The sequence below is a fragment of the Pseudoalteromonas sp. APAL1 genome (genome assembly GCF_021532475.1).
In the GTDB taxonomy this organism is placed as follows: domain Bacteria; phylum Pseudomonadota; class Gammaproteobacteria; order Enterobacterales; family Alteromonadaceae; genus Pseudoalteromonas; species Pseudoalteromonas lipolytica_C.
In genome coordinates, this window is the sequence record NZ_JAKGAW010000026.1 from 42232 (window position 1) to 68616 (window position 26385).

Below are 26385 nucleotides of genomic sequence, written 5' to 3' on the forward strand. Positions count from 1 at the left end.
CTACGCATGTTGCTCTGCTTGCGTAGCTGCTTTGTCTTTACGACGTTGGACAATATAGTCTTTCAGTGGGAACAACAACACTAAGATCGAAATCACAAAAATACTCAGTGTTAATGGGCGGTCCCATAAAAAGCTCAGCGAGCCATCTGAAATCATCATTGCACGGCGGAAGTTTCGCTCAATCATATCACCGAGTATAAAGCCCAGTAATAAAGGCGCCATCGGGAAAGCTAATAATCGAAGCACCAAAGCCACCAGCGCAAAGCCCACCATCATAAATAAATCAAAGGTGTTAAATGACACTAAATACACACCAATTAAGCTAAAGAATAAAATCATCACTGTCAGCACAGATTTAGGCATTGCCAGCACTTTAGCGAAATACGGGATCAGTGGCAGATTCAAAATAAGCAGTACAATATTGCCAAAGTACATACTGACAATAACTGCCCAAAACACGCTTGGGTTTTCTTGCATTAACATAGGGCCCGGCTGAATACCGTAGGCAATTAATGCACCTAACATAATCGCTGTCGTACCAGAGCCCGGAATACCTAAAGTCAGCAATGGTACAAATGAGCCCGTACAGGCTGCATTATTAGCCGACTCAGGTGCAGCCAAGCCACGCATTGAGCCCTTACCAAACTTATCTTTTAGTGCTTTTGGAGCAAGGTTACGCTCAGTAGCATAGGCCATAAAGCTGGCAATCGTTGCCCCTGCGCCCGGTAAAACACCGACAATAAAACCAAGTAAAGATGAGCGACCAACCACAGGAGCCATATCTTTAACTTCTTCTTTAGTCAGTTTTGTTGAACCAATTTTTGGCGTATCAGGATCATCAATTTTTTTATCTGGTTCAGCTTCAGGGCGTGCCACATTAATCAGCGCCTCAGCCAACGCAAACGTTGCCATTGCTACTAATAAAAAGCTAATACCATCTAATAAATCAGCTTGGCCAAAAGTAAAGCGCTCGGTACCTGAAGAGGGATCAATACCTACCGTTGCCAGCATCAAACCAAATACCGTCATCATCATGGCTTTTAAAAATTGTCCTTTATTAGAGAACGCAGCGATAGCCGTTAAGCCTAAAAACATCAGTACAACATAATCAGGCGACTGAAAACTTAATGACACTTTCGCTAATAATGGCGCAGCCACCATCAATAAAATGGCGCCAATCGTCCCGCCTATAAAGGATGAATAAGCTGCAATCGCAAGGGCTTTACCAGCCTTACCTTGTTTTGCTAGCGGGTAACCATCAAACGATGATGCTACCGTCCCCGCCACACCCGGCGCATTAATCAAAATTGAAGAAGTAGAGCCACCGAATATAGCCCCGTAGTAAACACCCGCCATTAAAATCATGCCCGAATCAGCACCAATGCTGTAAGTGATCGGGATCATCAACGCAATCGCAGTAATTGGACCAAGCCCAGGTAGCATACCGATGAACGTGCCAACAAAGCAGCCAATAATTACATATAACAAGTTGTTCCAGTCGAGTACGGTCGACAAACCTAACATAATTCCATCAAGCATAACTTAACTCCACAAATTGCCAGGTACTAAGTAAATGCCCAGTACTTGTGTCATTAAAAACCAAAAAACCACAGCCACAGGTACAGAAGCAAACAACAACACCGTCTTACGGCGCTCACCCATAATAAAAAAGCCAGCAATTAAAAATGCACTGGTGGCAATTAAAAAGCCGAACGGTTCAAGCATGGCGCTATAAGCAACCATTAAAACCAGCAGTGCAAAGGTACGTAGTAAGTTGCCCTTACTGAGTAGTTCTGCTTTTTCTGTTGGCGCTTGCTTTAATAAGTTGGCACCAATCGATAGTACGCACACCACGATCCCGAAAACTGCATACACTTTTGGTAAGGTTGCAGAAGTAACGCTTTCGTACTCTTCAAATGGCATAAGTGGAATTTGCCAAGCCACAAGGGCGTAGAGGGTAAAGAGGACCAAGAATAAACTTGGTCCTATTAGTTCACGGTTTAACATTGTCTAACCTTAGCCTCGGATAAAACCAAGCTCTTTCATTACAACGCGTAATTGCGCTTCTTGCTGCTCAAGCGATTTAATAAACGCATCTTTTTCTTGAAATAGATTTAGCCAACCATTGCGGGCACGAACCGCTTCCCACTCAGGGGTTTGCTGCAACTTACGTAGCTTTTCTGTGTACTGGGCTAGTTTGTCTGCTGGTAAGTCTGGGGTTGCAAAAAAGCCGCGCCAGTTTACAAACTCCATGTCGTAACCTAGCGACTTTAAGGTTGGAATTGCTGGGTAATCAGGCAATTTATCGGCAGAAGTAACCGCTAAAATACGTGCCTGACCACCATTTGCGACTTCGAGTGCTTCACTTAAGCCTGTTGAAAGTAAGTTGACCTCGCCCGACAATAAACCTGCCTTCGCTTTACCACCAGCATCATAAGGAATGTAACGTAATCGACGGCCATCAATACCCGCCGCTTTCACCGCTTGTGCTGCCACTAAGTGATCCATGCTGCCGCGCGCAGAGCCACCCGCCACTTTTACAGAACCAGGGTCTTTTTTCATGGCATCAATAACGTCTTGCCATGTTTTAAATGGCGAGTCATTGCGCACAACAAATGCACCATAATCAGCAATCATGCTGGCAACTGGCGTTAAATCGCGATAGCTGTAAGGAATTTTGCCTGATAATGCACGCAGAACGATAGGCGTTGAGTTAACCATCAACATATCGCCTTTTTTAGTGCCCGACTCAATTAAGTAAGCAATTGCACGGCCACCGCCGCCGCCCGACATATTCTGAAACGATGCATTGTCTTCAATGCCCGCTTTCACCATTGCTTCACCGACACCACGTGCTGTGGTATCCCAACCGCCACCTGGGCCACCTGGTACCAAAAAGTGTAAGTTTGCCAATGCCAGTGGGCTGGCTACTAATAATGAAGCTGCTAAAACAGATCTTTTTAATGATTTAAACATAGTCATAATGCACGACTCCTAAAATAAGTACTGCATACGAGCACTGATGCCCATACCTGAATCTTCATCACCAACCAGCGTAGAAGCACCGGCACCGTCAACATCGCTGTAAATCAGGTTGCCCATAAATTTAATATCGCTGCTTAGGTAATAAGATGTACCTAACGTATAAGTGGTTACGTCGGTACCTTGTTGTTTGCTGCTGGCATTCATTTGCGACACACGGGCAACAAGCTCCCATGCATCTTTAATCCCTTTTGGTTGCACAAATAATGCTGAACCTGCTTTGTAACGGCGCTGCTCACCGCCTAAGAAATAACTCGCCGAAACATGAAAGCCATCAAAACGTTCACCATCAAGTTCATTGCTACTATCAACCGTATCGAGGTAACGGCTGGCATATTCAGCCTCTAAAGTGAATGCATTCGCTTGGTAGGCAAATTCAAGACCGCTTTGCGACATACTATCTAGTGCTGCCGTTTCACCACCAACTGCGTAATCCACTAAGCGAACATTGGTTTCACGCACTTCACCACGGGCAAAACGAGCGCTTAAGTCATTGCCGCCCATATCACGATAAGAGTGCCAAGCACCTATATGAATCACATCACCCGGTGCTGCACTTGACCAAGTTAAGCGACCTGTTACAGCCAATGTTAGTTTGTCATCTTCGTCATGGCCCGATGCACCAAACGCGTCGTTTTTGTAAACACCCACCGCGTAACGTAAGCCTGAGTCTTTGAAGTATTGATAAGCCGAGATACCCCAGCGGAAGAAAGGCGAGAAGGTATTAGCAAGGGTACTGCGCTCAATGGTATTTATGTGTTTAGAGCTGGTTAGCGCATTGAGTGACATGTCTTCACGGATTTTACCGGCTTTTACTTTTAAGCCGTTGTCGAATGCATAGCGTACACGCGCTAACACGATTTCAGCCGTGCCTTCAGCAAATTCGAGTAATAGTTTGTGATCCCAGTTGCCATGTTCACTTTCAACATAAGTACGGATACGGCGAGGGAAGAATTCGCTGCCTCCTGCGCCATCATTGTTGGCATTGTAAGCACCGTCGAAATAGTTGTAATCAAGTTGTACGCGACCACCAAATTCTAAGTTGAAGCCGCTAGATGTTTTTAATGAATCCACTTCTTTTTGAAGTGCATCGAGTTGTTGTTGTAGTTTTTCAGTGTCGCTTTGTGCGAATGCTGATGTACTTGCTAACGCCGCTGCAACGGCTAAAGCGAGCTGTGTGTTACTAGCTTTCATGAATTACTCCACACCAGATTATAATTATTTGTTGTCGTTGATCGGCCTACTGCAATCGGCGATCTGGTTTGGAGCATAGTGTTAACGATAGATTAACGAAATGTTTAGGGGGTAAGTTGCATTGATGGTGATAAATGGCTTTTTGCTCATAAAATTCATGAACAAAAAGCACATTATTGGGGTTTAGTATAAAATCTAGGCAAATTAGCTGCTTAAAAGTCGTAAAACTAGCTAAACGTCATCTCAGGAATGTCACCAGAGACAATAAGCTTGCCCTGTGTCTTAGCAATAATCTCATCAACCGAAACACCCGGGGCACGCTCTAATAAATGAAATGCACCGTCTTTAATTTCTAAAAGTGCCAAATCGGTGATCACTTTATTGATACAACCAACACCCGTTAACGGCAAACTACATTCAGTCAGCAGTTTTGATTCACCATGCTTATTAGCATGGGTCATAGTACAAATAATGTTTTTAGCGCCAGCCACTAAATCCATCGCACCGCCCATTCCTTTAACCAGCTTTTTCGGGATCATCCAACTGGCAATGTTGCCGTTTTGGTCAACTTCAAACGCACCCAGCACGGTTAAATCAACGTGGCCACCACGGATCATGGCAAAGCTTTCTGCTGAGCTAAAAATAGCCGCCCCCGTTGCAGCGGTGACCGTTTCTTTACCTGCGTTGATCATATCGGCATCAACTTGGTCTGCACTTGGGTATGGCCCCATACCGAGTAAACCATTTTCAGATTGCAGCATCACTTCGATGCCATCAGGGACATAATTAGCGACCAAGGTTGGAATACCGATGCCCAAGTTAACGTAGTAACCATCCTGTAGTTCCATCGCCACGCGTTTAGCGATTTGTTCTCGTGATAATGCCATCAGCGTGCTCCTTATTGATTCTCTTGCTTAGTGGTAACTTTCTCGATGCGCTTCTCAAATTCACCCTTAATCACCCGGTCAATATAGATACCCGGCGTGTGAATTTGGCTTGGCTCCAGCTCCCCTGGCTCGACAATTTCTTCAACTTCAAGAACCGTAATTTTGCCTGCGGTTGCTGCCATCGGATTAAAGTTCATCGCCGTATGACGATAAATGCAGTTACCGTAGCGGTCTGCTTTCCACGCTTTAACTATCGCAAAGTCGCCAGTAATGCTTGGCTCTAATAAATAGTCACGACCATTAATATTGCGGGTTTCTTTACCGTCAGCCACCGGGGTACCCACGCCAGTTGCGGTATAAAATGCAGGAATGCCCGCACCGCCAGCTCGCATTTTTTCTGCTAAGGTGCCTTGCGGTGTAAGCTCAACTTCAAGTTCACCATTTAATAGTTGCTGCTCAAATAACGCGTTTTCACCAACGTAAGAGGCAACCATCTTGCTGATTTGCTTGTCTTCAAGCAGCACACCTAAACCAAAACCATCAACACCACAGTTATTCGATACCACGGTTAAATCTCGGGTGCCTTGCCGTTTAATTTGCGCAATCAAGCCTTCAGGAATACCGCATAAACCAAAACCACCGGCTATCACTGTCATGCCATCTTCAAGGCCAGCCATCGCTTCGCTGTAACTTGTAACTACTTTATCAAAACCTGCCATTGGCTCCTCCTACTGTGCAGTCCAACCGCCATCAATGGCGATTGCTTGGGCGGTAATATTGCGTGCTGCATCGGCCATTAAAAAGCTAACGGTATGCAGGATCTCATCTAAGCCGATAAATGCTTTTTTCGGCATCGGTGCTAGCATAATTGTGTCGATCACTTGTTGCTCTGAAATGCCATGCTCTTTGGCTTGCGAGGCAATTTGTTGCTCCACAAGCGGTGTTTTTACATAGGCTGGGCACACGGTATTAATCGTGATATTGGCATCGCCAGTTTCGAGTGCCATGGTTTTAGCAAAGCCGATTAAGCCATGTTTTGCGGCGATATAAGCCGACTTATATTTAGACGCCACCATGGCATGGATTGAGCCAATATTAATGATGCGACCAAAATCTTGCTCACGCATGCGAGGGAGTACTGCCTTGGTCATCATCGCCGGGCCAACCAGCATAACTTGCTGTAAGAACTGCCATTTATCAGCCGGAAAATCTTCAAGCTTCGCAACATGCTGAATACCCGCATTATTAATAAGCACATCAATTGGCTGATTAAGCTCAGTGAAAAACTGCTCTATTGCATCACTATCAGCCACATTAAGTGCATACCCTTCGGCGCTGCCACCTTGCTCAACAATCCCTGCTGCCGCTTGTTGTGCTGCTTGCTGATTTAAATCAGTCACAATAATAGTGTGACCTTGCATCGCCAGTTGCTGTGCAACATATAAACCAATACCACTTGCTGCACCGGTAATTAAAACTGTTTTGCTCATCGGACTACTCCTCTAAAAACTCACTGATAAGCTGCGCTTTCGGGGCGATTGAGAAAATGCCATCAAGGTGTCCCCAACCCCCTTCAATTTCTGAAATCTCAACGTCTTTACCTGCTGCTTTCATGGTGTCAAACACGGTGCGCATGTTTTCAGGGCGAAGCAGTAAGTCGTTCGTTGCGGGTAGTAATAATGTTTTGGCAGAGACATTTTTAAGTGCCGTTGTTAAATCACTTTGCATGCCAGCGGTAAATAGTTGTGATGCCCGGACCAAATAAAGTACATGGTTTGCATCTTGCGTTTTAGCTCGTGCCATTGCGCGCTGAGCGAGTACTTGGTTTAATTTAGGCAAGGTGCGAATGTCTTTTAACGCACCTTCATCCAATACATTAAAGTCAGGGAAGCTCGCGTTATAAATAATTGGATGCATCGCATCTTGCGTAATATTAAGCATGGTTGCCGCTAAGCCATCTAATGGGCGCTCTTTGCCGTAGTAATTACCTTGCTGCCAGTTTTTATCTAAACGAATTGGTAACGCCCATTTCTCAAGTGCAGCGACTGTCCATGCATCCATGGTTGCAGCGCCAATCACATGAATTAAACGCTCTACTTTATCTGGGTAACGTGTTGCCCACTCAAGTGCTTGAAACGAACCCATTGATGCACCCATCACAGCATGTAATTTAGTGATACCTAGGCTGTCGAGTAACCGCTTTTGCACATTCACAAAGTCAGTAATCGTAACCACTGGGAAATCTAAACCATATGGTTTACCTGTTTTTGGATTGATTGAGGCAGGGCCTGTGGTGATGACATTCGGATCATGCCAGTTGGCATTCACTAAAGTATCTGAGCTAATCACATAATATTTATTGGTATCGATAGCTTTACCTGGGCCGATAATCGCATCCCAATAACCCGGTAAGGCATCATCCGCTTTATATTTACCTGCGGCATGAGAAGTACCAGAGAAGTAATGGGTTATTAAAATCACGTTATCTTTATTGGCGTTTAGTTTTCCGTAACTTTCCCAGCCAATGTCCACTTGCTCTAAAGTCACACCAGACACTGTGGTAAAATCTTTTGTCGTAAAATGCTGTTTTTCCACCAGCATGGTGTCGGCTTTGTTGGCAGCGCCAAACGCAGTGCTACTAAATACAACTAGCCATAGCAAAATTATTAATTTGGTTTTCATTGCTGTTCCTTAAAAGAAAATAAAGAGTCCGAGTGCCAAGGCGACACCGATAAGCGGAATAACCGCAGTCAGCGCTGCCATTGACCAATACGCTCGTTGATGTGTTTCTTTACAGATAGCGCGTATTGTTGTGACCACATAACCATTATGCGGCAAGGTATCGAGGGCTCCAGAGCTAATTGCCACTACACGGTGCAGTTGTTCAGGGTTTACACCCATGTCTAAATAACCAGGTGCGACAAGCGGTAATGCAATGGCTTGCCCGCCAGAAGCAGAGCCTGTTAAGCCGGCAATCACACTAACCGCAACCGCAGCACCAAGTAGTTCATTACCCGGCATATGGGTCATCACATCGACAGCGGCGGTAAATGCTGGTGATACTTTCGCCACAGCGCCAAAACCAACCACGGCAGCGGTATTACCGATTGCCACTAAAGCGCCAGTTGTACCAACATTAATCGCGTTACCCATATCGTGAAAATGCTTGAAGTTAATAATTACAATACTCAATACGCCACCAAGCAAGGCAACAATCAGAGCCGTCTGCTGTAAAATATCGTGCAATGCAAATGACAGAACTAATACCACAATCAGTGGGATCACACCCGTGATTGGATGCGGACGACGACGCTCAATAATGACAGGATCATCATCACGCGCTTCAAAGGTTTCGCCGTTAGCAACGGCTTTTTTGATCATCTTGTTTAACCAAAAGTAACCTGCTGTCGCCATGAAAATAGCCACCACTAAGCTCACTTCCCATGCTGCATAAGGTGACGTACCAAGGTGTTTAACCGGGATCCAGTTTTGAATTTCTGGCGAGCCTGCTGAGGTCATGGTAAAGGTCACCGAACCAAATGCCAGCGTTGCTGGAATAAAGCGGCGCGGTAAGTTTGCATCTTTAAACAGACTTAATGCCATTGGGTAAACAGAAAACGCAACAATAAAGACGCTCACGCCACCGTAGGTTAAAACTGCACAGGCAATCACAACCGCAAGAACGGCGTGCTTCATACCTAGTTTACCCACAATGTAGCTCGCAACACTGTCTGCAGCACCGGTGTCTTCCATGAACTTACCGAATAACGAACCCAGTAAGAACATAAAGAACCATGCGCTTAAAAAGCCTGCAAAGCCATCCATATAGGCGTTAATAAAGTTTGTATCTGCCGATACAGGGAAAATGGCCATGCCACTACTAAGTGCAACTAATAGTGCACAGATTGGCGCAGCGATAAATAAATTTACCCCACGCAGCGTTAAAATGATCAGCAGTATCAAACCGCCTAACAGTCCTATCATGCTCAGCATAGACATTCCTATAATTATTGTTATTACACAGATGAGGTGACATCGGAATAATGCCTTCAGTCTTACCCTAAGCGTTCAAAAAATACATAACACTAAGGTACTATCTGCTTTAAAAATAGCTTAATTGCTTGATAAATAAAGGGCTGTGGCGGGTATAGCACTATGGTACTAATTCAATTTTTGCAACTATCTTCTACATTAACTGACAGGTGACACGGGCAAATCTTATTAAGTCTTCGGCAACATCAATGTGAGTGGCCATAAGACTAATGACAACAATAACAAGGAATACAACATGATAAAGCTTAACCCAAAAGTCGCGCCACTTACTCTGGCTGTATCACTTGCTTTGGCAGGTGTCAGTGCTCAAGCGGCAGAACAAGCCGAACCTGCAGCAAAAAAAGGGGAACTTGAACGCATTCAGGTAACAGCACGTAAAACTGTTGAAAACCTGCAAGAAGTTCCTGTCGCAGTCACTTCAGTTGGTGCTGAAGAACTGGCAGAAAATGGCATCGTCGTTATGACCGAAGTTCAGCAGTTCTCGCCAAATACCACCTTGCAAGCAAGCCGTGGTACAAACTCTACTATTACCGCGTTTATTCGTGGTGTAGGTCAGCAAGATCCACTTTGGGGTTATGAGCCGGGTGTAGGTATCTATATTGATGATGTTTATCTTGCTCGCCCACAAGGTGCCGTACTTGACCTTCTTGATGTGCAACAAATCGAAGTATTACGTGGTCCACAAGGGACCCTTTACGGTAAAAATACCATTGGTGGTGCAATTAAATACGTCACCAAAGAAATGAGCGGTGATGCAACGTTAAACATTCAAGGCACTGTAGGTAGCTATAACCAAAAAGATTTAAAAATTACCGGCCAATTACCGATTGTTGACGAAAAGCTTTACGTAGGGTTTGGTTTTGCAACGCTAAATCGTGATGGCTTTGGTGAGTTTTTAACATCGGCTCTTGATAACCAAGACCGCGAAAACTACAACAAAGACGTAACCGCAGCTCGTGTTACCTTAGAGTACACACCGACCGATGACCTTTTCTTCCGCTTAGCGTGGGATAAAACAGAAGATAAATCTAACGCGAAAGGCGGCTATCGTTTACTGCCTAGTCTACTAACTGATGCGCCAGTACCAAACAGCGTGTATGACTCATACACCAGCTTGCCTACATGGAACAAAGTTGAACTTGAAGGCTACAGCCTGACTGCACGTTGGGATATGAGTGATAGCACAAGTATTAAATACATAGGTTCAAGCCGCGAAAGTTACTCTCCAACAAATATCGACTTTGACAATACCTCGTTGCCAATTTTCGATGTACCGGCTATTTACGATGATGAGCAAACCACTCACGAGTTACAGCTAAATCATCAAGGGGATAACTACAAGCTTGTATCAGGCCTTTACTATTATGATGGTGAATCATGTGGTCAATTTGAGGCTATTTTAGGTATCTTAGGTCAAAGCCTAGGTGCACCAGGCCTGACTCGTGAAGTAAGCGGTTGTAGTAACTCAAACAGTAAAGCAGCCTATATTCAAGGCTCGATTGATTTAACCGATAAATGGTCAATGACACTTGGCGCGCGTTACACCAAAGATAAAAAAGAAGCACAGGTTAACAACGGCCTCATCTTTGACATTGTTTATCCAGAGTCAGGTTGGGTGCCAGGTTACACTCGACCAGAAGGCCAACTTGTACCAACGGTACTCGATGATGAAGAAGAGTGGTCACGTTTCACACCGCGTGCAGGTGTTGAATACCAATATTCAAACGACATCATGTTCTTTGCAAGTTACGCGCAAGGCTTTAAGTCAGGTACTTTCAACCCACGTGCAACTACTGCAGAGCCAGCAGCAAAACCAGAAATCGTTGATTCATTCGAAATCGGTATGAAGAGTGAGTGGAACAACAACTTACGTGCAAACGTCACTTTATTCACCCTTGACCACAAAGACCGTCAATATATTTCGGTATTACCGGGCGACAGCGCAGCAGATCTAAACCAACGCTTAGGTAACATTGGTGAGTCAACATCAGATGGTATTGAGCTTGAGCTTAACTATGTTGCAACAGAGTCACTCAGTTTTGATGCGTCAGTAGGTTACATCGATAGTAGCTTTGATAACGTAATTGACTACAACCCAGAAACGGGTGAAGCATTCGATAAATCAGATCGCTTTAGTGTATCAAATACCCCTGACTTAACCTTTAACCTGGGTGCAACATACCGTATGTACACAGAAATGGGTGACTTTGTTATCAATGGTAACTACTACCACAGAGGTGACTACGCACTATTCGAAGAAGATAGCCTATTAACGCAAGATGCTTACGGTATCTTTAATATGGGTATCACTTGGTACAGCACTGATGGCCACTGGACTGCTGGTCTTTACGGTAAAAACTTAACGGATGAAGAGTACATGATTGGTGGTTACCAGTTCGTAGCGCCTGATCCAACAGACCCAACAGATACTAGCAAATACACCCCAGGTTTAGGTGGTGATAATACGCTGATCGGCTACTACGGCGACCCTCGCACTGTAGCCTTCACTGTTGGTTACCGTTTCTAAAATAGAACCTAAATCCTTGTGTGAGAAAGGTTTGTCTGAAACTTCCCTTCAGGCAAACCTTGTTTCAAAACGCAAAATCACTTATAACATAACGCATTGGAGAATCGAGGGAATGTCTTTAGCTGTGAACACCATAATCGCCGATGATCACCCGTTATTTAGAAGTGCATTGCGTCAAGCTGCCGCGACATCAGTGCCAGAAGAACATATCAAAGAAACCAGTGACATTGATGGTTTGTTTGCACTGTTAAGCGCTCACCCTGAGATTGAACTGATATTTTTAGACCTCACCATCCCTGGTGCAAATGGCCTACAAGCCCTTTCGCAACTGCGTAACCACTACCCAGATATTTTAGTGATTATGGTCTCTGCCAATGAGACACCAGCCATCATAAAACAAGCAATGAGTCTTGGCGCTGCAGGCTACATTCCTAAGTCATCTTCTTTAGATGTCATCAGCGAAGCTATTAGTCATGTACTCAACGGCGACACTTGGTTACCACCTGAAGTAGATTTAACCGATGTAGTGATCAACGACGAACAAAGTGAATTTGCTCGCAACCTTGAAAAACTAACTCCACAGCAATACCGCGTACTAGCGATGATTGCCGACGGTTTATTGAATAAACAAATCGCCTTTGAAATGTCGATTCAAGAAACCACAATCAAACAACATGTGTCAGCGATTTTACGCAAACTAAATGTTTATAACCGCACCCAAGCGGGCATTTTGTTTAATCAGCTTTCGCAAGTTGGCAAAATCGAAGAAAGCTAATTTAAGCATTCACTCCCAGTTTTAATTTGAAATTCCCATAAATGGGAATTTTAAAACCAAGAAAAACAATAAAAGCCATTAACTTCAACACCTTAAAGATTGGCATACTCCTCGCTTTAGTGCTCACATCAAAAACTATCTAAGTAAAAATAATAGATACAAATGAACACTAAGGACAACATCGTGTACACAGCTTGCAAAAAATTAATCCTTCCAACGATTACTCTTCTATCGCTTATTTTAAGTACCTTTTCTGCACATGCAGATGAGCTTGACCAATGGCTGGTTGAGTTAATGCAAAAAAGAAATATTCCCGGGCTACAACTTGCTGTCGTTCGAGATAATAAAGTAATTAAAGTTGCCAGCTACGGAGTTGCAAATATTGAAGATAATATTGCAGTTGATGCCGACACTTTATTTGTGATTAATTCCGCAACTAAAGCCTTTGTTGGTGTGGCACTGATGCAGCTTGTTGAGCAAAAGAAATTAGACCTTAATGCGCCTATTGGCACTTACCTACCCGAGCTGCCAACTCAGTGGCACTCTATAACAACAAGAGAGTTAATGAGCCATACATCAGGCTTACCTGACATAATAAAAGATGAAATTGCCAATCTAATCTCAGATCAAGGACCCGATGACGCATGGCAACAAGTACAAACTAAACCATTAGAGTTCGAAACCGGCACCCGTTTTAAATATAACCAAACAAACTACGTCATTATTGGTAAGTTAATTAATAAGTTATCTGGGATTCCATTTCAGCAATTTATAGCAAAAAACCAGTTACAAAAAACTGAGATGAACAGAACACTTCAAGCGGGCTTTGGCAATCTCAACAATGTTGTAAAACACTCGGCTAGACGATACGAAACGCAAGGTAATGAACTAATAAATTCAAGAGAAGCCATTTTCTCACCAATGCTACAAACCGCCGCAGGTATGGCCTCAACAGCAACTGAGCTAGCAAATTGGCTAGTGGCATTACAAACAAATCAATTTATTAATGCACAAAGTATTCAACAAATGTGGACCCCGACTCGACTAAAAAATGGTCATACTCAAGGCTTTAATCAGCGCTTAAATGGCTACAGTCTTGGTTGGCCTGTAATGGGACGAGAAGAACATCCGGCATTAGCTGCCATAGGTGGTAACAGAGCAGGTATCTTTGTTTACCCTGAAGATAATATGTCGATAGTAATCTTAACCAACTTGATTGGCGCAATGCCATCGCAATTTGTAGATGAAATTGCGGGCTTTTATATCCCTGAAATGAAACAAGAAAATGGCTTTGGTTTAGCGAAAAATATTAAACGCTTATGGCAAGTTCTTGAAGTGCAAGGCTATGAAAATGCAATTACAGCTGCCGCTCAATTAACTAAAGACGAGCAGATCCAATTTACTGAAAGCGATATTAACTTATGGGGTTATTCGCTTATTAACCAAGACAAACTCAATGAAGCGTTAGCGATTTTTAAACTAAATACGCACCTTTACCCACATAGTTACAATACCTTTGATAGCTTAGCAGAGGCATACTGGTACCTCGGTGATCTCAAGCAAGCAACCGCCAATTATAACCATGTGTTAAAGCTTAAACCTGATAACACACATGCTAAAAAGCAGCTGGCTAAGCTTGCAAAGTTACTACAGTAGACTTCACTTTATATCTGTCCCACTTTTGATTTTATTAATCCCAAAAGTGGGAAAACCCATCTCACCTAAAAACAACAAAACCTTTAAAATCAATAAATTAAACCTTGGCACGTTCCTCGCTTTTGTGTTGCTAAACCTACAATACAATGAAATATAGCCAATGGATTTAGACAGCACACTAAAACGCAAACCTCAGCAATCAAAAGCTAAAAAATGGCTTTTTGGTGCAGCTATTGGCGTGTCAGCTCTTGGCGCTTTAATGGCGTATCAATGGGCGACCCCCACCGTGGTTGCTGCAAGCCAACTGCAAATAGCAACCGTAGAACAAGCCGATTTTGTGGTAAAAATACGTGGCTTTGGCCGTTTAAAGCCAAAGTATCAACGTTATTTAACCAATACCGACACCGCAATGGTCGAAGCTATCCATGTATACCCCGGCACTATTGTTAACAAAGACACGGTAATTTTAAGCCTAGTAAACCCACAGCAAGCGCAGCGTTTATCGGTCGCTCGGCTAGAGCTTGCTCGCCAAAAAGCCAGTGTGAATGAGCAAAAAATTAATCAGCAAAGTGAGCTACTTGAGCGCCAAGCAAATCTCGCCATATTAAAAAGTGAGCTGCAAAGCGCAGAGCTTAGAGTCGATGCCGAAAGCAAACTGATCGAGCAAGGAATTGTTTCAAGCCTCGATTACAAACGAAGCATGCTAAACGTAGCACAGCTTACAGAGCGCGTAAGTATCGAGCAGCAACGTCTTGCACAGCTTAAAGAAATGCACTTACAACGCAGCAAAATACAGCAAGAACTATTAAGCCAATTTGAGCTTAATTATCAGGTTGAGCAGCACGCTTTTGATCAGCTACAAATAACAGCAGGCATCGATGGCATGCTACAAGAGTTGAATGTTGAACTTGGCCAAAACCTAGTGCCGGGCACCCGCCTTGCGGTGGTTGGCTCAAATAAAGCACTCAAAGCAGAGCTAAGCGTGAAGCAAGCTGATGCCGAAAAAGTGGCACTTAATATGGCAGCGAAAGTAAACACCTTTAGCCAAGCAAGCCACGGTGAAGTTGATGCCAAAGTCACCCGAATTGACCCTATCGTTACCGATGGTCGAGTTATTATCGAACTTGATTTACAAGGCACACTGCCTGCCAATGCCCGCCCCGATTTAAGCATTGAAGGCTATGTGGTTAGCAATATTATTCCCGATGCATTAACCATTAACGTGCCACAAAAAGCACAAGCAAATAGCGAAGCCACGCTGTTTAAACTTAATCCAGATACCCAGTTAGCAACGCCAACCAATATCGAATTTGGTACACTCAGTGACAATCATATTCAACTTTTAAGCGGTGCCACCGTGGGCGAACAGCTGATCATTTCAGACCTTTCTAAATGGCAGCATTTGGCAACAATAAAAATCGAACAGGACAGTTTATGAAAACCAATACGCTTATCTCATTAAACAAAATCGCCAAAGTTTATCGCGGCCAAAATGTTGAAACCTATGCATTAAAAGACATCAGCCTGAATATTAACCAAGGTGACTATATCTGCATTAGCGGCCCATCTGGCTGTGGTAAATCGACACTGCTGTCATTATTAGGCCTACTTGATAGCCCAACTGCTGGCGACTATTTCATTAAAGAAGTCGACACAAAAACCCTCGATATGGATCAGCAAGCTGAACTTAGAAACCTTCATATTGGTTTTATATTTCAGTCGTTTAACCTAATTGATGAATTATCGGTTTTTGACAACGTGGCACTGCCGCTCACTTACCGAGAGCCAGCCATGAGCCCTAGCGAAATAGAGCTTGCAGTAAAACAAGCCCTTGATGAAGTTGAAATGGGCCACCGTGCTCAGCATAAACCCAATCAATTATCCGGTGGTCAGCAACAGCGTATTGCCATTGCCCGCGCACTGGCTGGCAAGCCAAGCATTTTATTGGTGGATGAGCCAACCGGTAACCTAGATTCAAAAAATGGTGATGCTGTCATGGACTTGCTTGATGAGCTGAATAAAAAAGGCACCACCATTTGTATGGTAACCCATGACTTACGTTATGCCGGACGTGCTAAAACGCAACTTAAATTGCTAGATGGTGAAATTGTTTCCTACTCAGAAGCTCGCCAAGCACCTAGCAGCGACACCACAGAGCAAGTATTCGAAAGCGCCGAGGTGATGTAATGAAATTAACCAAAACACGCGCCCAACTGAGCTTAGCGTGGGCATCATTAATGAATGCACCGGGCTTTGTCACTGCGGTTATCGCAACGCTTGCTTTAACACTTGCCACCTTGTTTGTAGTGCTTAGCCTTGTTAACAGCTACTTTTTAAAGCCCCTTGATGTGTACGATGAAAGCCGCATGGTGGTGGTTGAGCAATCACTTACTTATGATGACTACGATGCCACCGGCTTTCAAAGCTATCAGTCGATGGTGCATTGGCTTAAGCATAATCAAAGCTTTGAACAAAGTATGATGATCAATGCGGGTGAGCAAATTTTTGCAAACCTCGATGGCGAGCCAAAAGAGCCTGTGCTGTATGTTGGCGGCAACTATTTTGACTTATTAAACACGCCATTTTTAATGGGACAGGGTTTTGATCTTGGAGAAACGCTAGAAACTCCTGATGATCGGGTTGTTATCTCTGCTAACTTCTGGCGTAAACATTACAACAGCGACCCGAACATTATTGGTAAAACACTTTCAGTCATGGCGGGTAAAACCGATTACGTGCACCGTATCGTCGGTGTTGTTGATGACTCATTCAGCCCACCTTACATGTTTAAAGCAAGTGATGTTGAAGTGTGGTTTCCATCAAGTGCGGACCGCCGTTTCTTTCACAATGACGATTGGCAAAGTCCATGGACAAACACTTTTAAAAACCTAAAACTGATTGCAGTTTTAAAGCCTGGGGTCACCATAGATCAAGTTAAAGTCGATTTAAAACAGCAAATTGATACGGTTAAATCGGAGTGGCTAAACAATGGTGGTATCACCGATGTAAAACCTGAAGTAACCCCGTATCGTGACGTTGAGCTGGGTAATAACGATGACTTAAGCTTAATGATGTTAGCCGGTGCAGTAGGGCTACTGATTATTGCGGTACTTAATGTAAGCACTTTATTCTTCTCGCGCGCTCTTGCTCAACATAAAACCCTCGCCTTGCAAGCGGTGTTAGGTGCTAAACGCAGCACGTTATTTAAAAGTATCTTTTTACAGTCACTGATTTTAATGACCTTATCGGTAAGCATTGCGCTGTTTTTATCGGTATGGGGCATACGTTTATTTAAAGTATTGGCAGAAGGACGATTACCACTGGTTAACAGCTTGGCGGTTGATAGCACGTTGGTCATTGTTGCCATCATACTGTGTATTGCTCTTGCTTATATTTTCTCTTTAATTACAGCGCGTTTGGTTAATTACAAAACCCTAAATACGCAAATGCAGAACAGTGGAAAAGGCGGGGTTTCGCAGGTATCTGGCCGTACAGTGCGTATTTTAATTGGCTCACAAATGTTTGTTGCCGCGTTGCTTGTGAGTTTTTCGGTGATGGTAGTGAGTAAAGCCATGGGCACGATTAACCGCCCACTAGGTAGCGATACCGAAAACCTGTATTTTGCCAACCTGTTCCAGCCAAATAATCAGATGTCATTGGCGGAGCGCTACGAACATATGCTGCAATACAAGCAGGTTTTGCTTGATAGCCAAGGCATTGATGATGTTGCCCTGGGTCACAGCCCTGTTTCGCAAAGACAAAACGCTAACACCTTGACAGATGTAAACGGTAAAAGCTCAATTTTCTTCCCTAGTCAGTGGGTAGGGCCTGATTACTTTGCGTTAGTTAACACCAAAATTCTCGCCGGCCGCACCTTTAGCGAGCAAGCAATACGTGGTGAAACCAACGAGATACTGGTATCAGTCAGCGTGGCTGAGAATTTATTACCAGGCCAAGACTATCGAAATATTATCGGCAAGAGCTACCAAGGCTTAGAAGAAAAGATGTATGAAGTGGTGGGTGTAACCGAAGATTTTAATCACCCTAAATACTACGATGAGTCGTTTGGTCGTCACATTTGGTGGCCAGCGACACCATATAGCTACATGTTTACTATCAAAGCTTCTGAAGGCGTTAAGCTGACTAATAAACAAATACTTAATACGCTAAAAGAAAAGAACAGCGACCTAACCATGTGGCAGTTTAATGACCTGCAACAAGAGTACGACAATTTACTGTATATGAGCCGACTGACCGTGGTTCTATGTAGTACCTTAGCGCTATTTACTCTATTATTAGCAGCAATCGGTATTTTTGGGGTACTGAGCTACAACCTAGGTCTGCGCCGTTATGAGTTTGGTATTCGTATGGCATTAGGTGCGAAAAAAGCGCGCTTATTCAAGCTGATGAGTGTTGAAGCTATTATCCCTGTGCTCATTGGTTTTGCGGTTGCACTTGCTGTAGTAATGATGGGTTTTTACATGTTACAAGGCCAGCTAATGTCTTGGCTGATACTTGATGTAAGACTGCAATTACTTGCTTGGAGTATTACCTTATGTATTGCGCTATTCGCTTGCTTTAGACCTTTGGTTTTACTGCTTAAAGCAAAACCTATGGCCGCACTGCGTAACGATTAACAGCACAAAATGGCAGCTTTAGTTTTAGCTTAAGCTGCCTCAACAGGATAATAAGAAAACATCATGGACAAAATCTTAGTCATAGACGATCAAGCTGATGTACGTCTGGCTGCTATTGTTGCATTACAACAACTAGGCTTACCATGCCTTGAGGCCGAAGGCCCTGAACATGCCCTTGAGTTATTAAAAACCGAGCACATTAGCCTGATTTTGCTCGATATGAACTACAAGCTCGACACTACCTCAGGTGAAGAGGGATTACGCTTTTTAAAGCAACTAAATCAATTAGGTTCAACCATACCAGTCATTGTAATGACCGCATGGGCCAGCATTGATGTTGCCGTTAAAGCCATGCAATTAGGGGCTGTCGACTTTGTTGAAAAGCCATGGAATAACTTACGCTTAACTGCCGTTGTGCAACAACAACTCAAGCTCAAGCAAAGTAATCACGACAATGCCTGTTTAAAGGCGCTTACCAGTGACACACAAGCACATTACATAGCTCAATCAGAAATCATGCAGCTGTTGCTTGCCAAAGCTGAGCGCGCAGCAAAAACCGATGCCAGTATTTTAATTACCGGCGAAAATGGCACTGGCAAAAGCTTATTGGCACATTATATTCATCAGCATTCACTCAGAGCTGATAAACGCTATGTAAGCGTGAATGTTGGCGCCATTGCGCCAACGCTATTCGAAAGCGAATTATTTGGCCATAAGAAAGGTTCTTTTACTGATGCCAAAGAAGACCGCCTAGGGCGTTTTGAAATTGCTGAAGGCGGCACCTTATTTTTAGATGAAATTGCGACTTTAAGCCTTGAGCTACAAAGTAAAATGCTCCGTGTGCTAGAAAGCAAAGAATTTGAAGTGCTCGGCTCAAGCCAAACCAAAACCGCCAATGTTCGCATTATTTCTGCCACCAATAGCGAATTAGCTACGGTCATTGAGCAGGGTGAGTTCCGCCGTGACTTATTATTTAGACTCAATACTATTGAACTGCACATTCCACCGCTTCGCGACAGAAAAGACGACATCGCTCCCTTAGCTGAACACTTGTTGTTAGTACATGGTAAAAAATATCAACGCGCGAATATGGCGCTCAGTGATGACGCCCTAAAGGCGCTAAAAAATTACAGTTGGCCTGGTAATATTCGTGAGCTAAGCCATTGTATTGAACGCGCGGTGATCATGAGCGATAACAACAATATTCAAGCCAATGACCTCATTTTAGATCAACCAAGTTGCGAGCAACCAAATAGCAATGCAGAACAAGCTTTGCCACTACTGCCCCTTGAAGAACTTGAAAAACAGATGATTCAAAAAGCACTGCTGCAATTTAATGGCAATGTTATCGCCGCAGGAGAATTTTTAGGGTTAAGCAAATCGGCGATTTATCGTCGCATTGATAAACATCAGCTCGATTTAAAAGAAGTAGAACGCTAAATGAGTAACAAGCTGTCGTTAGAGCAGCGTATTCGACGCTATTTTTATATGCTTGTAGCGGTGCTATTAACGCTTGGTATTGCCCTTTCGCTCAGCTTAAAACTAGATTGGTTTGCCAGTATCAGCCTATTATTGCCGTTTATCGGGATAAGCGCTTTTGCTTTAATTAAAAGCTACCGTACGATCACCGATGTGGTTGAACGCTTTGGTCTGCAACTAGATGCACTGGCAAATGACGAAAGTAATAGTTGGCATTTAGCGTCTTATCAAAGTGGACGAGTCGCAGCGCTTAAGCAAGATTTTGCCAAGCTCAGCAATAAAATAGCCAAGAACAAACGCCATTATATGCAAACAGAAGAGTTTGTTTTTGAGTTTGCCAGCATGCTGGACTTACCCATCGTTATACTAGACCCCCATGGCTTAATTTACTTTAGTAATAAGGCGTTTATAAACAGTATTAGTCATCGCCAAATTGAAGGTAAATCGGCCAGCGACTTAGGCATTGCTCTGCATGATGGCGAATGGCAACAAAATAGTGACTCGCTGTTTAAACAACGCTTTCAAATCTCATCGCAGACTTTTTGGCGGACCGGCAGAAACTTTGAATTACTAACCTTCTTTTCAATTGAGCAACAGCTTCGCGATAACGAACAACTTGTTTGGCAACGGTTAATTCGAGTGTTAAATCATGAAGTGCGTAACTCACTCACGCCGATTTATTCGATGAGTCAATCATTGCAAACCCTTAAGCGCCAAGGGCAAATTAGCAGTCACGATGATCTCGCCCAAGATATGCTGCAAGTAATAGAAAAACGCGCTCAGCACTTGCTTGATTTTGTGGCCAGTTACAGTGCGTTTGCCAAGCTACCACCCGCACAAAAACAGGTAATCAGTAGCGAGCAATTAAACACTCGCTTAAGCGCTATCTTTCCTGAACTAGTAATAAATAGCAGCGAAGAGTTACATTTTAATGCCGACTTAGGTCAGCTAGAACAAGCGTTAATCAACTTGATAAAAAATGCCTTTGAAGCAGGTAGCAATTCAGCCCCTACCCTCACTTGGTCAAGACAAGGTAATAACTTAAGTATTGCAATTAGCGACCAAGGTTGTGGCATTCAAAACCCCGATAACTTGTTCGTGCCATTTTACTCAACCAAGGCAAATGGCACAGGTATAGGGCTGGTGATCACCCGAGAACTTGTGCGCAACCAAGGCTTTGAGTTATCAATAAACTCAAAACCCCAGCAAGGCACAAAAGCTACAATTACTGTGCCTAAGTCAGTCGCTTAATCATGCGTTTTAAGGCGGGCGCTTTCAGAGGCTTATAAAGCAATGGATAGCCCGCATCGAGCACTAACTCGCGTATACCTTCATCATGATTTGCGGTGTTAACGATAGCTGGTAAGCGTGTTAGTGCGGCTTGCTCAATCACTTCAAGGCCTGTTACTCCATCATCAAGCTGATAATCAATAATCAACAATTGCGGTAGGGCTTGGCTTGCCTTTAGCTGCTCAAGCTCCGCTAAGTTAGTGGCCGTTGAGATTTCGCAGCCCCAGTTCTCAAGTAACTGTTTTAATGCCTCTAACACGTTGCGGTCGTTATCAAGCAACCAAATACGCAATTGCCCCAGCTCTGTTTCTTGTGATGCCTCTGCACCTTTGGCTTGCGCTGGTGCAGCGCTGACTTTACAAGGTAAAGTCAGGGTAAATTGCGTACCTTTACCAAGTTCAGATCCCATCACTAGGGGGATTTTAAGCAAATCACAAATACGTTTGGTAATAGCCAGCCCTAAACCTAAGCCTTCAGCACTTGGTTTTGCACCAAGCTGTTTAAACTCTTGGAAAATCGTTTGCTGATCATTAGCAGCAATACCAATACCGGTATCTTCAACAATAAACGACACATGATTATCTTCGTACTGCATTTTTAAGCGCACTTCACCTTGCTCAGTGTAACGAATCGCATTACTCAAAAGGTTACGCAGTACTCGGCGTAATAGCGCTTTGTCGGTATGCAGGCGCACATCGCAGGTTTCAACAATAAATTTCAAACCTTTTTCACGCGCTAAAGCTTCGTAATCATTGCGAAGTGGTTCAACAAGAGAACTGGTTGCAAATTCGCTCATTTGTACTTTAAACGAGCCAGAGTCAAGTTTGGTTAACTCTAAAATACTCGATAACAACTCTTCTGCACTGCCCAGTGAATTTTTTATATTCATCGCCAGCTCTTTAAGCTCGGTGTCTTGGGCCTTTTCATTCATTAAAGAACAAAATAAACTCGCGGCATTAAAAGGCTGTAATAAATCGTGGCTGGCAGCCGCAAAAAACCGGGTTTTACTGACCGTTGCTTGCTCTGCCACTTGCTTTGCCATCGACAACTCTTGGTTTGCCTGTGTTAGCGCCAAGGTGCGTGCTGCTACCTTTTCTTCAAGGCTAACATTTGCTTCGGTTAACGCTTTTTGTTGTTTTACGAACTCGGTGATGTCGGTATAGGTTGTTACAAAGCCGCCACCTGGCAGTGGATTACCTTGCATTTCAAACACGCGACCATCATTGTGCGAGCGCTGGTATTTATAAGCACTGCCTTGGCGTAAATAGGCTAAGCGTTTTTCAACTTCGCTGGTCATGCTCTCGCCGCTAAATAAGCCTCGCTCGGCATTAAAACGAATAATGTCAGCAACTGGGCGGCCTATGTAGAGCGCATCATCTGGGTAGGCGAACATGTTTTTGTAGCCTTGATTCCAGGCTACCAGCCGCAGCTCACTATCAACTACACTGATCCCTTGTTGAATGTTTTCGATTGTTGATTGCAGTAAATCACGATTAAATTTGAGTACTTGGCTTGCCTCATCTACAAATTCAGCAACCTGCTCTAGCGGCTGACGCTGCTCATCTTTGGCTACATCTAAAATAAGCCGCGCCGATGCACCACCTATCACCGCTGACATCTCGCGCTCAACCAGTAGCTCTAACTCAACATTGGCGGGACGCTTCCACTTACTTTTATCATCAGGAAAGTAATGATTAACCAAAGACTGCGCCGCTTCTTTTTCGGCAAATCGCTGCAAAAGTGCACCTAGGTCGTGATAGCTCAAGGGCTGCAGATGATTACTCACCCGTGAATCACTCAGCTGCGATACAAACTTATTGCTCTGTAAGCGTTCTGCCAAGGTTGCACGACTAAATAGCGGCACTAAAAAATACACTAAACAGTTCGCACCTAACGACAGCAACAAGGCTTGGCTGATACTTTCCATGCCTAAAGAAAATAAATCGGTAGGCGCGAGCCAGCTAATTCCCCAAGGCCCATCCACAAGCCATAAGCTATCGCGACCTAAACCTCCAGCAATATTTGGCAGTAAGAGTGTGTAACCCCAAATGATAAAGCCACTTAAAATGCCCAATTGTGCACCGCGACAGGATGCTTGTCGCCACCATAAGCCAATGATCATGGCCGGTGAAAATTGTGCGACTAAGGTAAACGACATTAAACCCACATTGGCAAGGGTTGTACTTTCGCCAAGAACCCGGTGAGTAAAATAACTAAGCAATAAAATCAGTACGATAACGATTTTACGCGCATGTAATAGGTTGTTTTTATCAAGTCCGCGGCTACTCGATGTGAGCTGTGAGCGGCGTAAAATAAATTGATTAATAAAGTCATTGGTGATCATCACTGAAAGCACAATGGATGACACAATCACCATACTGGTTGCCGCTGAAAAGCCGCCTAAAAACGCTAATAGCGCCACAAAGGCATCATCAGCAGCCATAGGTAGCGCCAATACAAAGGTGTCGTAACCGACTTCTTGACCTTGAAAGTAAATTAATCCAGCGTATGCAATTGGTAGAATAAACAGGTTGATAAGTAATAAGTAAATCGGGAATAGCCAACGTGCCGAGGCCAATTCTTTATCGTTATTTTTCTCGATAAAGCTCATGTGGAACTGCCTTGGCAAACATAAGGTCGCCAAAATACCAAGTAAAGTATGGGCAACATACACATAGGTCGGGCTTTGTGTAGCAGCCACTTGCTGATCAATATTTAGTTCATAGGCTTTATCGTACAGTGCCACAGGGCTATCAAATAGCGCAAAACACACATACAAACCCACAGCTAAAAATGCCAATAACTTAACCACAGATTCAAAGGCAATACTTGCAATAAGACCGGGGTTATGTTCGCTAGGCTTTAAGCGCCTTGCACCAAATAAAATAGCAAACAGTGCTAATACAAGCGTGATATAAAAAGTACTATCGGCCCATACTTCATGGCTTTGCATCATTGAACGGTTAGTTAATAAATTAATACTTTGTGCGGTAGCACTTAGCTGCAAAGAGATATAAGGCACAATGGCAATCACTGAAATCAATGAAATGAGCCCAGATAAGCTCGACGACTGACCATATCGCGTAGCAATAAAATCTGCCATCGAGGTTATTTTTTGCTGCCTACAAATATGCGCTATACGGCAATACACTTGCCAACCAAAAATAAATAGCAAAATAGTGCCGGCATAAGTCGGTGCTAGCCACCAGCCATTATATGCAGCTTGTGCTGTGGTACCAAAAAACGCCCAAGAGGTGCAGTAAACTCCAAGCGATAAACCATAGGTTAAGCCTTTAAAAGGCAATACTTTTCTTTTATCAGCCCAGCCTGCAACCGCAAATAAAATTGCCAGATATACAATTGCAAGAAGGCTTATTGACCAAATTGAGAACATCGTGTGTTTTTATTTTAATTGTTATAGCACCAGCATAGTTTTTATTGCGCGTAATTTACAGCCTAACTTTAGTGCTAATGCATTGTATTGCTGAAGTTTAAAAAACAAACACAAAGAAATGAGAATTATTTTCAATTGAGTGTTGACAGACACGTAAATCTAATTGATAATCACTATCAACAAGACAGTAAAGTGTTATGACTTGTTCGGAATAAACTGATTTGTTTCTCGACCCTGAAACACGTGTGGCCCACGATAAAGCTAAGATCGCCTGTTGCTAATCGCAACGCCCCTTGATATTGGCAACAGGTGATCGCCCTACTATTTTACTTGCTACATTGCTCATATCGGTGACGGTAGATATGAAACTAAAAAAGCCCTTGCAGGGCTTTTTTTATGTCTAAAAGTTAATGCGTTAACTTTATCGACGGTTCTTACGCGCACGCGCTCGGCGTTGTTTTTTCTCTTCTTCTTTTGCGGCTTTTTTTGCCTCTGCAGCAGCGCGAAGCTGTGCAACCATTTGCTCTTCTTCTTCACGCATGGCCGGCGTTTCCATGGTAATACGACCAATAATGCCATCGCGTAATTCGTTAATAAGAATTTCAGACATCTTGTAAGTATCGATTTGATTACCACCGCGGATACAGCCACGCTTTTTACCTGCCATTTCAACAAACTCCCAGTCAGACTCTGGTAGCTCGTCAATTTTATAACGGCTTTTTAAAAGCTCTGGGTATGCATGCAGTAAATATTCAGCGGTGTAACTAGCCACTTCTTCGTAATCGATAGCGGTATCACGAATTGCACCGGTTGCTCCTAAACGATAACCTGAGTTTTCGTTTTCTACTTTAGGCCACAACATGCCCGGCGTGTCGTAAAGCATAATGCCATCGTCAAGCTTAATACGTTGCTGCGCTTTTGTTACCGCAGGCTCATTACCTGTTTTTGCCACAATACGGCCAGCTAAGGTATTAATAAGTGTTGATTTACCAACATTGGGAATACCCATGATCATGGCTTTAATTTGTTTATCAGCACCCACTTTATGCGGCACTAATTTTTTACAAAGTTCATTAATACGGTGTACTTCACCCGCTTTATCATTACCAAAATCAATCGCTTTCACGCCACTTTGCTGCTCAAAGTAGTCTTTCCAAGCTTGCGTCAACTTAGGATCAGCTAAGTCCGCCTTGTTCATGATTTTGATCACCGGTTTATCGCCACGAAGCGCAGTAACCATTGGGTTTTCACTACTGTAAGGAATACGGGCATCAAGTACCTCAATGATCACATCCATCTGTGGCATGATTTCTTTAATTTCGTTGCGGGCTTTGTTCATGTGACCCGGGAACCACTGTATTCCTGCTCTACTCATTAGATTATTAAGCTCTTTATTTTAAAGGCTAACGCCATGGGGATTTTGCTGATAGGTATAGTTTACTACATCAAGC

General features: G+C 43.6%; 19 protein-coding genes. 8 read left to right on the forward strand and 11 right to left on the reverse strand.

Annotation, left to right across the window (positions count from 1 at the left end):
- From L1264_RS13490 to L1264_RS13530, 9 genes are all read right to left on the reverse strand, one after another.
- A complete protein-coding gene (locus L1264_RS13490) occupies nucleotides 1-1539 on the reverse strand; it encodes a tripartite tricarboxylate transporter permease (RefSeq protein ID WP_199527210.1) in 1539 nt (512 codons plus the stop codon).
- Nucleotides 1540-1542: 3 nt separating this feature from the next.
- Nucleotides 1543-2007, reverse strand: coding sequence for a tripartite tricarboxylate transporter TctB family protein (locus L1264_RS13495; RefSeq protein WP_062567509.1), 465 nt, complete (start codon nucleotides 2005-2007; stop codon nucleotides 1543-1545).
- A 9-nt stretch (nucleotides 2008-2016) separates the two neighbouring features.
- A complete protein-coding gene (locus tag L1264_RS13500; protein WP_425343234.1) occupies nucleotides 2017-2982 on the reverse strand; it encodes a Bug family tripartite tricarboxylate transporter substrate binding protein in 966 nt (321 codons plus the stop codon).
- Nucleotides 2983-2994: 12 nt separating this feature from the next.
- Nucleotides 2995-4236, reverse strand: a complete 1242-nt coding sequence (locus L1264_RS13505; protein WP_199527209.1) for an OprO/OprP family phosphate-selective porin — start codon at nucleotides 4234-4236, stop codon at nucleotides 2995-2997.
- A 227-nt stretch (nucleotides 4237-4463) separates the two neighbouring features.
- Nucleotides 4464-5123 (reverse strand): 3-oxoacid CoA-transferase subunit B, encoded by a 660-nt coding sequence (locus tag L1264_RS13510; protein ID WP_130050233.1) that lies wholly within the window; start codon nucleotides 5121-5123, stop codon nucleotides 4464-4466.
- Between the two features lie 11 nt (nucleotides 5124-5134).
- Nucleotides 5135-5842 carry a CoA transferase subunit A gene (locus L1264_RS13515; protein ID WP_063527828.1) on the reverse strand — a complete coding sequence of 236 codons (708 nt, stop codon included), beginning with the start codon at nucleotides 5840-5842 and terminating at the stop codon, nucleotides 5135-5137.
- 9 nt (nucleotides 5843-5851) lie between these two features.
- Nucleotides 5852-6613 (reverse strand): 3-hydroxybutyrate dehydrogenase, encoded by a 762-nt coding sequence (locus tag L1264_RS13520; RefSeq protein WP_054552326.1) that lies wholly within the window; start codon nucleotides 6611-6613, stop codon nucleotides 5852-5854.
- Nucleotides 6614-6617: 4 nt separating this feature from the next.
- Nucleotides 6618-7805 carry an E22 family MetX-like putative esterase gene (locus L1264_RS13525; protein WP_135922988.1) on the reverse strand — a complete coding sequence of 396 codons (1188 nt, stop codon included), beginning with the start codon at nucleotides 7803-7805 and terminating at the stop codon, nucleotides 6618-6620.
- Nucleotides 7806-7814: 9 nt separating this feature from the next.
- Nucleotides 7815-9116: a GntP family permease gene (locus L1264_RS13530; RefSeq protein ID WP_105173894.1), complete on the reverse strand. Its 1302-nt coding sequence runs from the start codon at nucleotides 9114-9116 to the stop codon at nucleotides 7815-7817.
- A gap of 295 nt (nucleotides 9117-9411) precedes the next feature.
- Here L1264_RS13530 and L1264_RS13535 point away from each other — a divergent pair, with 295 nt between their 5' ends.
- From L1264_RS13535 to L1264_RS13570, 8 genes are all read left to right on the forward strand, one after another.
- Entirely contained in the window at nucleotides 9412-11703 is a 2292-nt protein-coding gene (locus L1264_RS13535) for a TonB-dependent receptor (RefSeq protein ID WP_199527208.1), read from the forward strand.
- A 112-nt stretch (nucleotides 11704-11815) separates the two neighbouring features.
- Nucleotides 11816-12478: a response regulator transcription factor gene (locus tag L1264_RS13540; RefSeq protein WP_054552322.1), complete on the forward strand. Its 663-nt coding sequence runs from the start codon at nucleotides 11816-11818 to the stop codon at nucleotides 12476-12478.
- Between the two features lie 162 nt (nucleotides 12479-12640).
- Entirely contained in the window at nucleotides 12641-14134 is a 1494-nt protein-coding gene (locus L1264_RS13545; RefSeq protein ID WP_199527207.1) for a serine hydrolase, read from the forward strand.
- 160 nt (nucleotides 14135-14294) lie between these two features.
- Complete coding sequence (locus L1264_RS13550; protein ID WP_199527206.1) at nucleotides 14295-15572, forward strand: efflux RND transporter periplasmic adaptor subunit; 1278 nt, start codon at nucleotides 14295-14297, stop codon at nucleotides 15570-15572.
- Nucleotides 15569-16321: an ABC transporter ATP-binding protein gene (locus L1264_RS13555; protein WP_199527205.1), complete on the forward strand. Its 753-nt coding sequence runs from the start codon at nucleotides 15569-15571 to the stop codon at nucleotides 16319-16321. Before L1264_RS13550 ends, L1264_RS13555 begins: the two co-directional genes overlap by 4 nt.
- Nucleotides 16321-18771 (forward strand): ABC transporter permease, encoded by a 2451-nt coding sequence (locus tag L1264_RS13560; protein WP_199527204.1) that lies wholly within the window; start codon nucleotides 16321-16323, stop codon nucleotides 18769-18771. The genes L1264_RS13555 and L1264_RS13560 overlap by 1 nt, the downstream gene beginning before the upstream one ends.
- 63 nt (nucleotides 18772-18834) lie before the next feature.
- Nucleotides 18835-20211, forward strand: coding sequence for a sigma-54-dependent transcriptional regulator (locus L1264_RS13565; RefSeq protein ID WP_199527203.1), 1377 nt, complete (start codon nucleotides 18835-18837; stop codon nucleotides 20209-20211).
- A complete protein-coding gene (locus L1264_RS13570; protein ID WP_199527202.1) occupies nucleotides 20212-21501 on the forward strand; it encodes a sensor histidine kinase in 1290 nt (429 codons plus the stop codon).
- Here L1264_RS13570 and L1264_RS13575 read toward each other — a convergent pair.
- Together L1264_RS13575 and ylqF are read right to left on the reverse strand one after the other, a co-directional pair.
- Complete coding sequence (locus L1264_RS13575; RefSeq protein ID WP_199527201.1) at nucleotides 21485-24934, reverse strand: PAS domain-containing hybrid sensor histidine kinase/response regulator; 3450 nt, start codon at nucleotides 24932-24934, stop codon at nucleotides 21485-21487. The two genes, L1264_RS13570 and L1264_RS13575, sit on opposite strands and share 17 nt — an antisense overlap.
- A 421-nt stretch (nucleotides 24935-25355) precedes the next feature.
- Entirely contained in the window at nucleotides 25356-26309 is a 954-nt protein-coding gene (gene ylqF, locus L1264_RS13580; RefSeq protein WP_138558098.1) for a ribosome biogenesis GTPase YlqF, read from the reverse strand.
- Nucleotides 26310-26385: the final 76 nt, after the last annotated feature.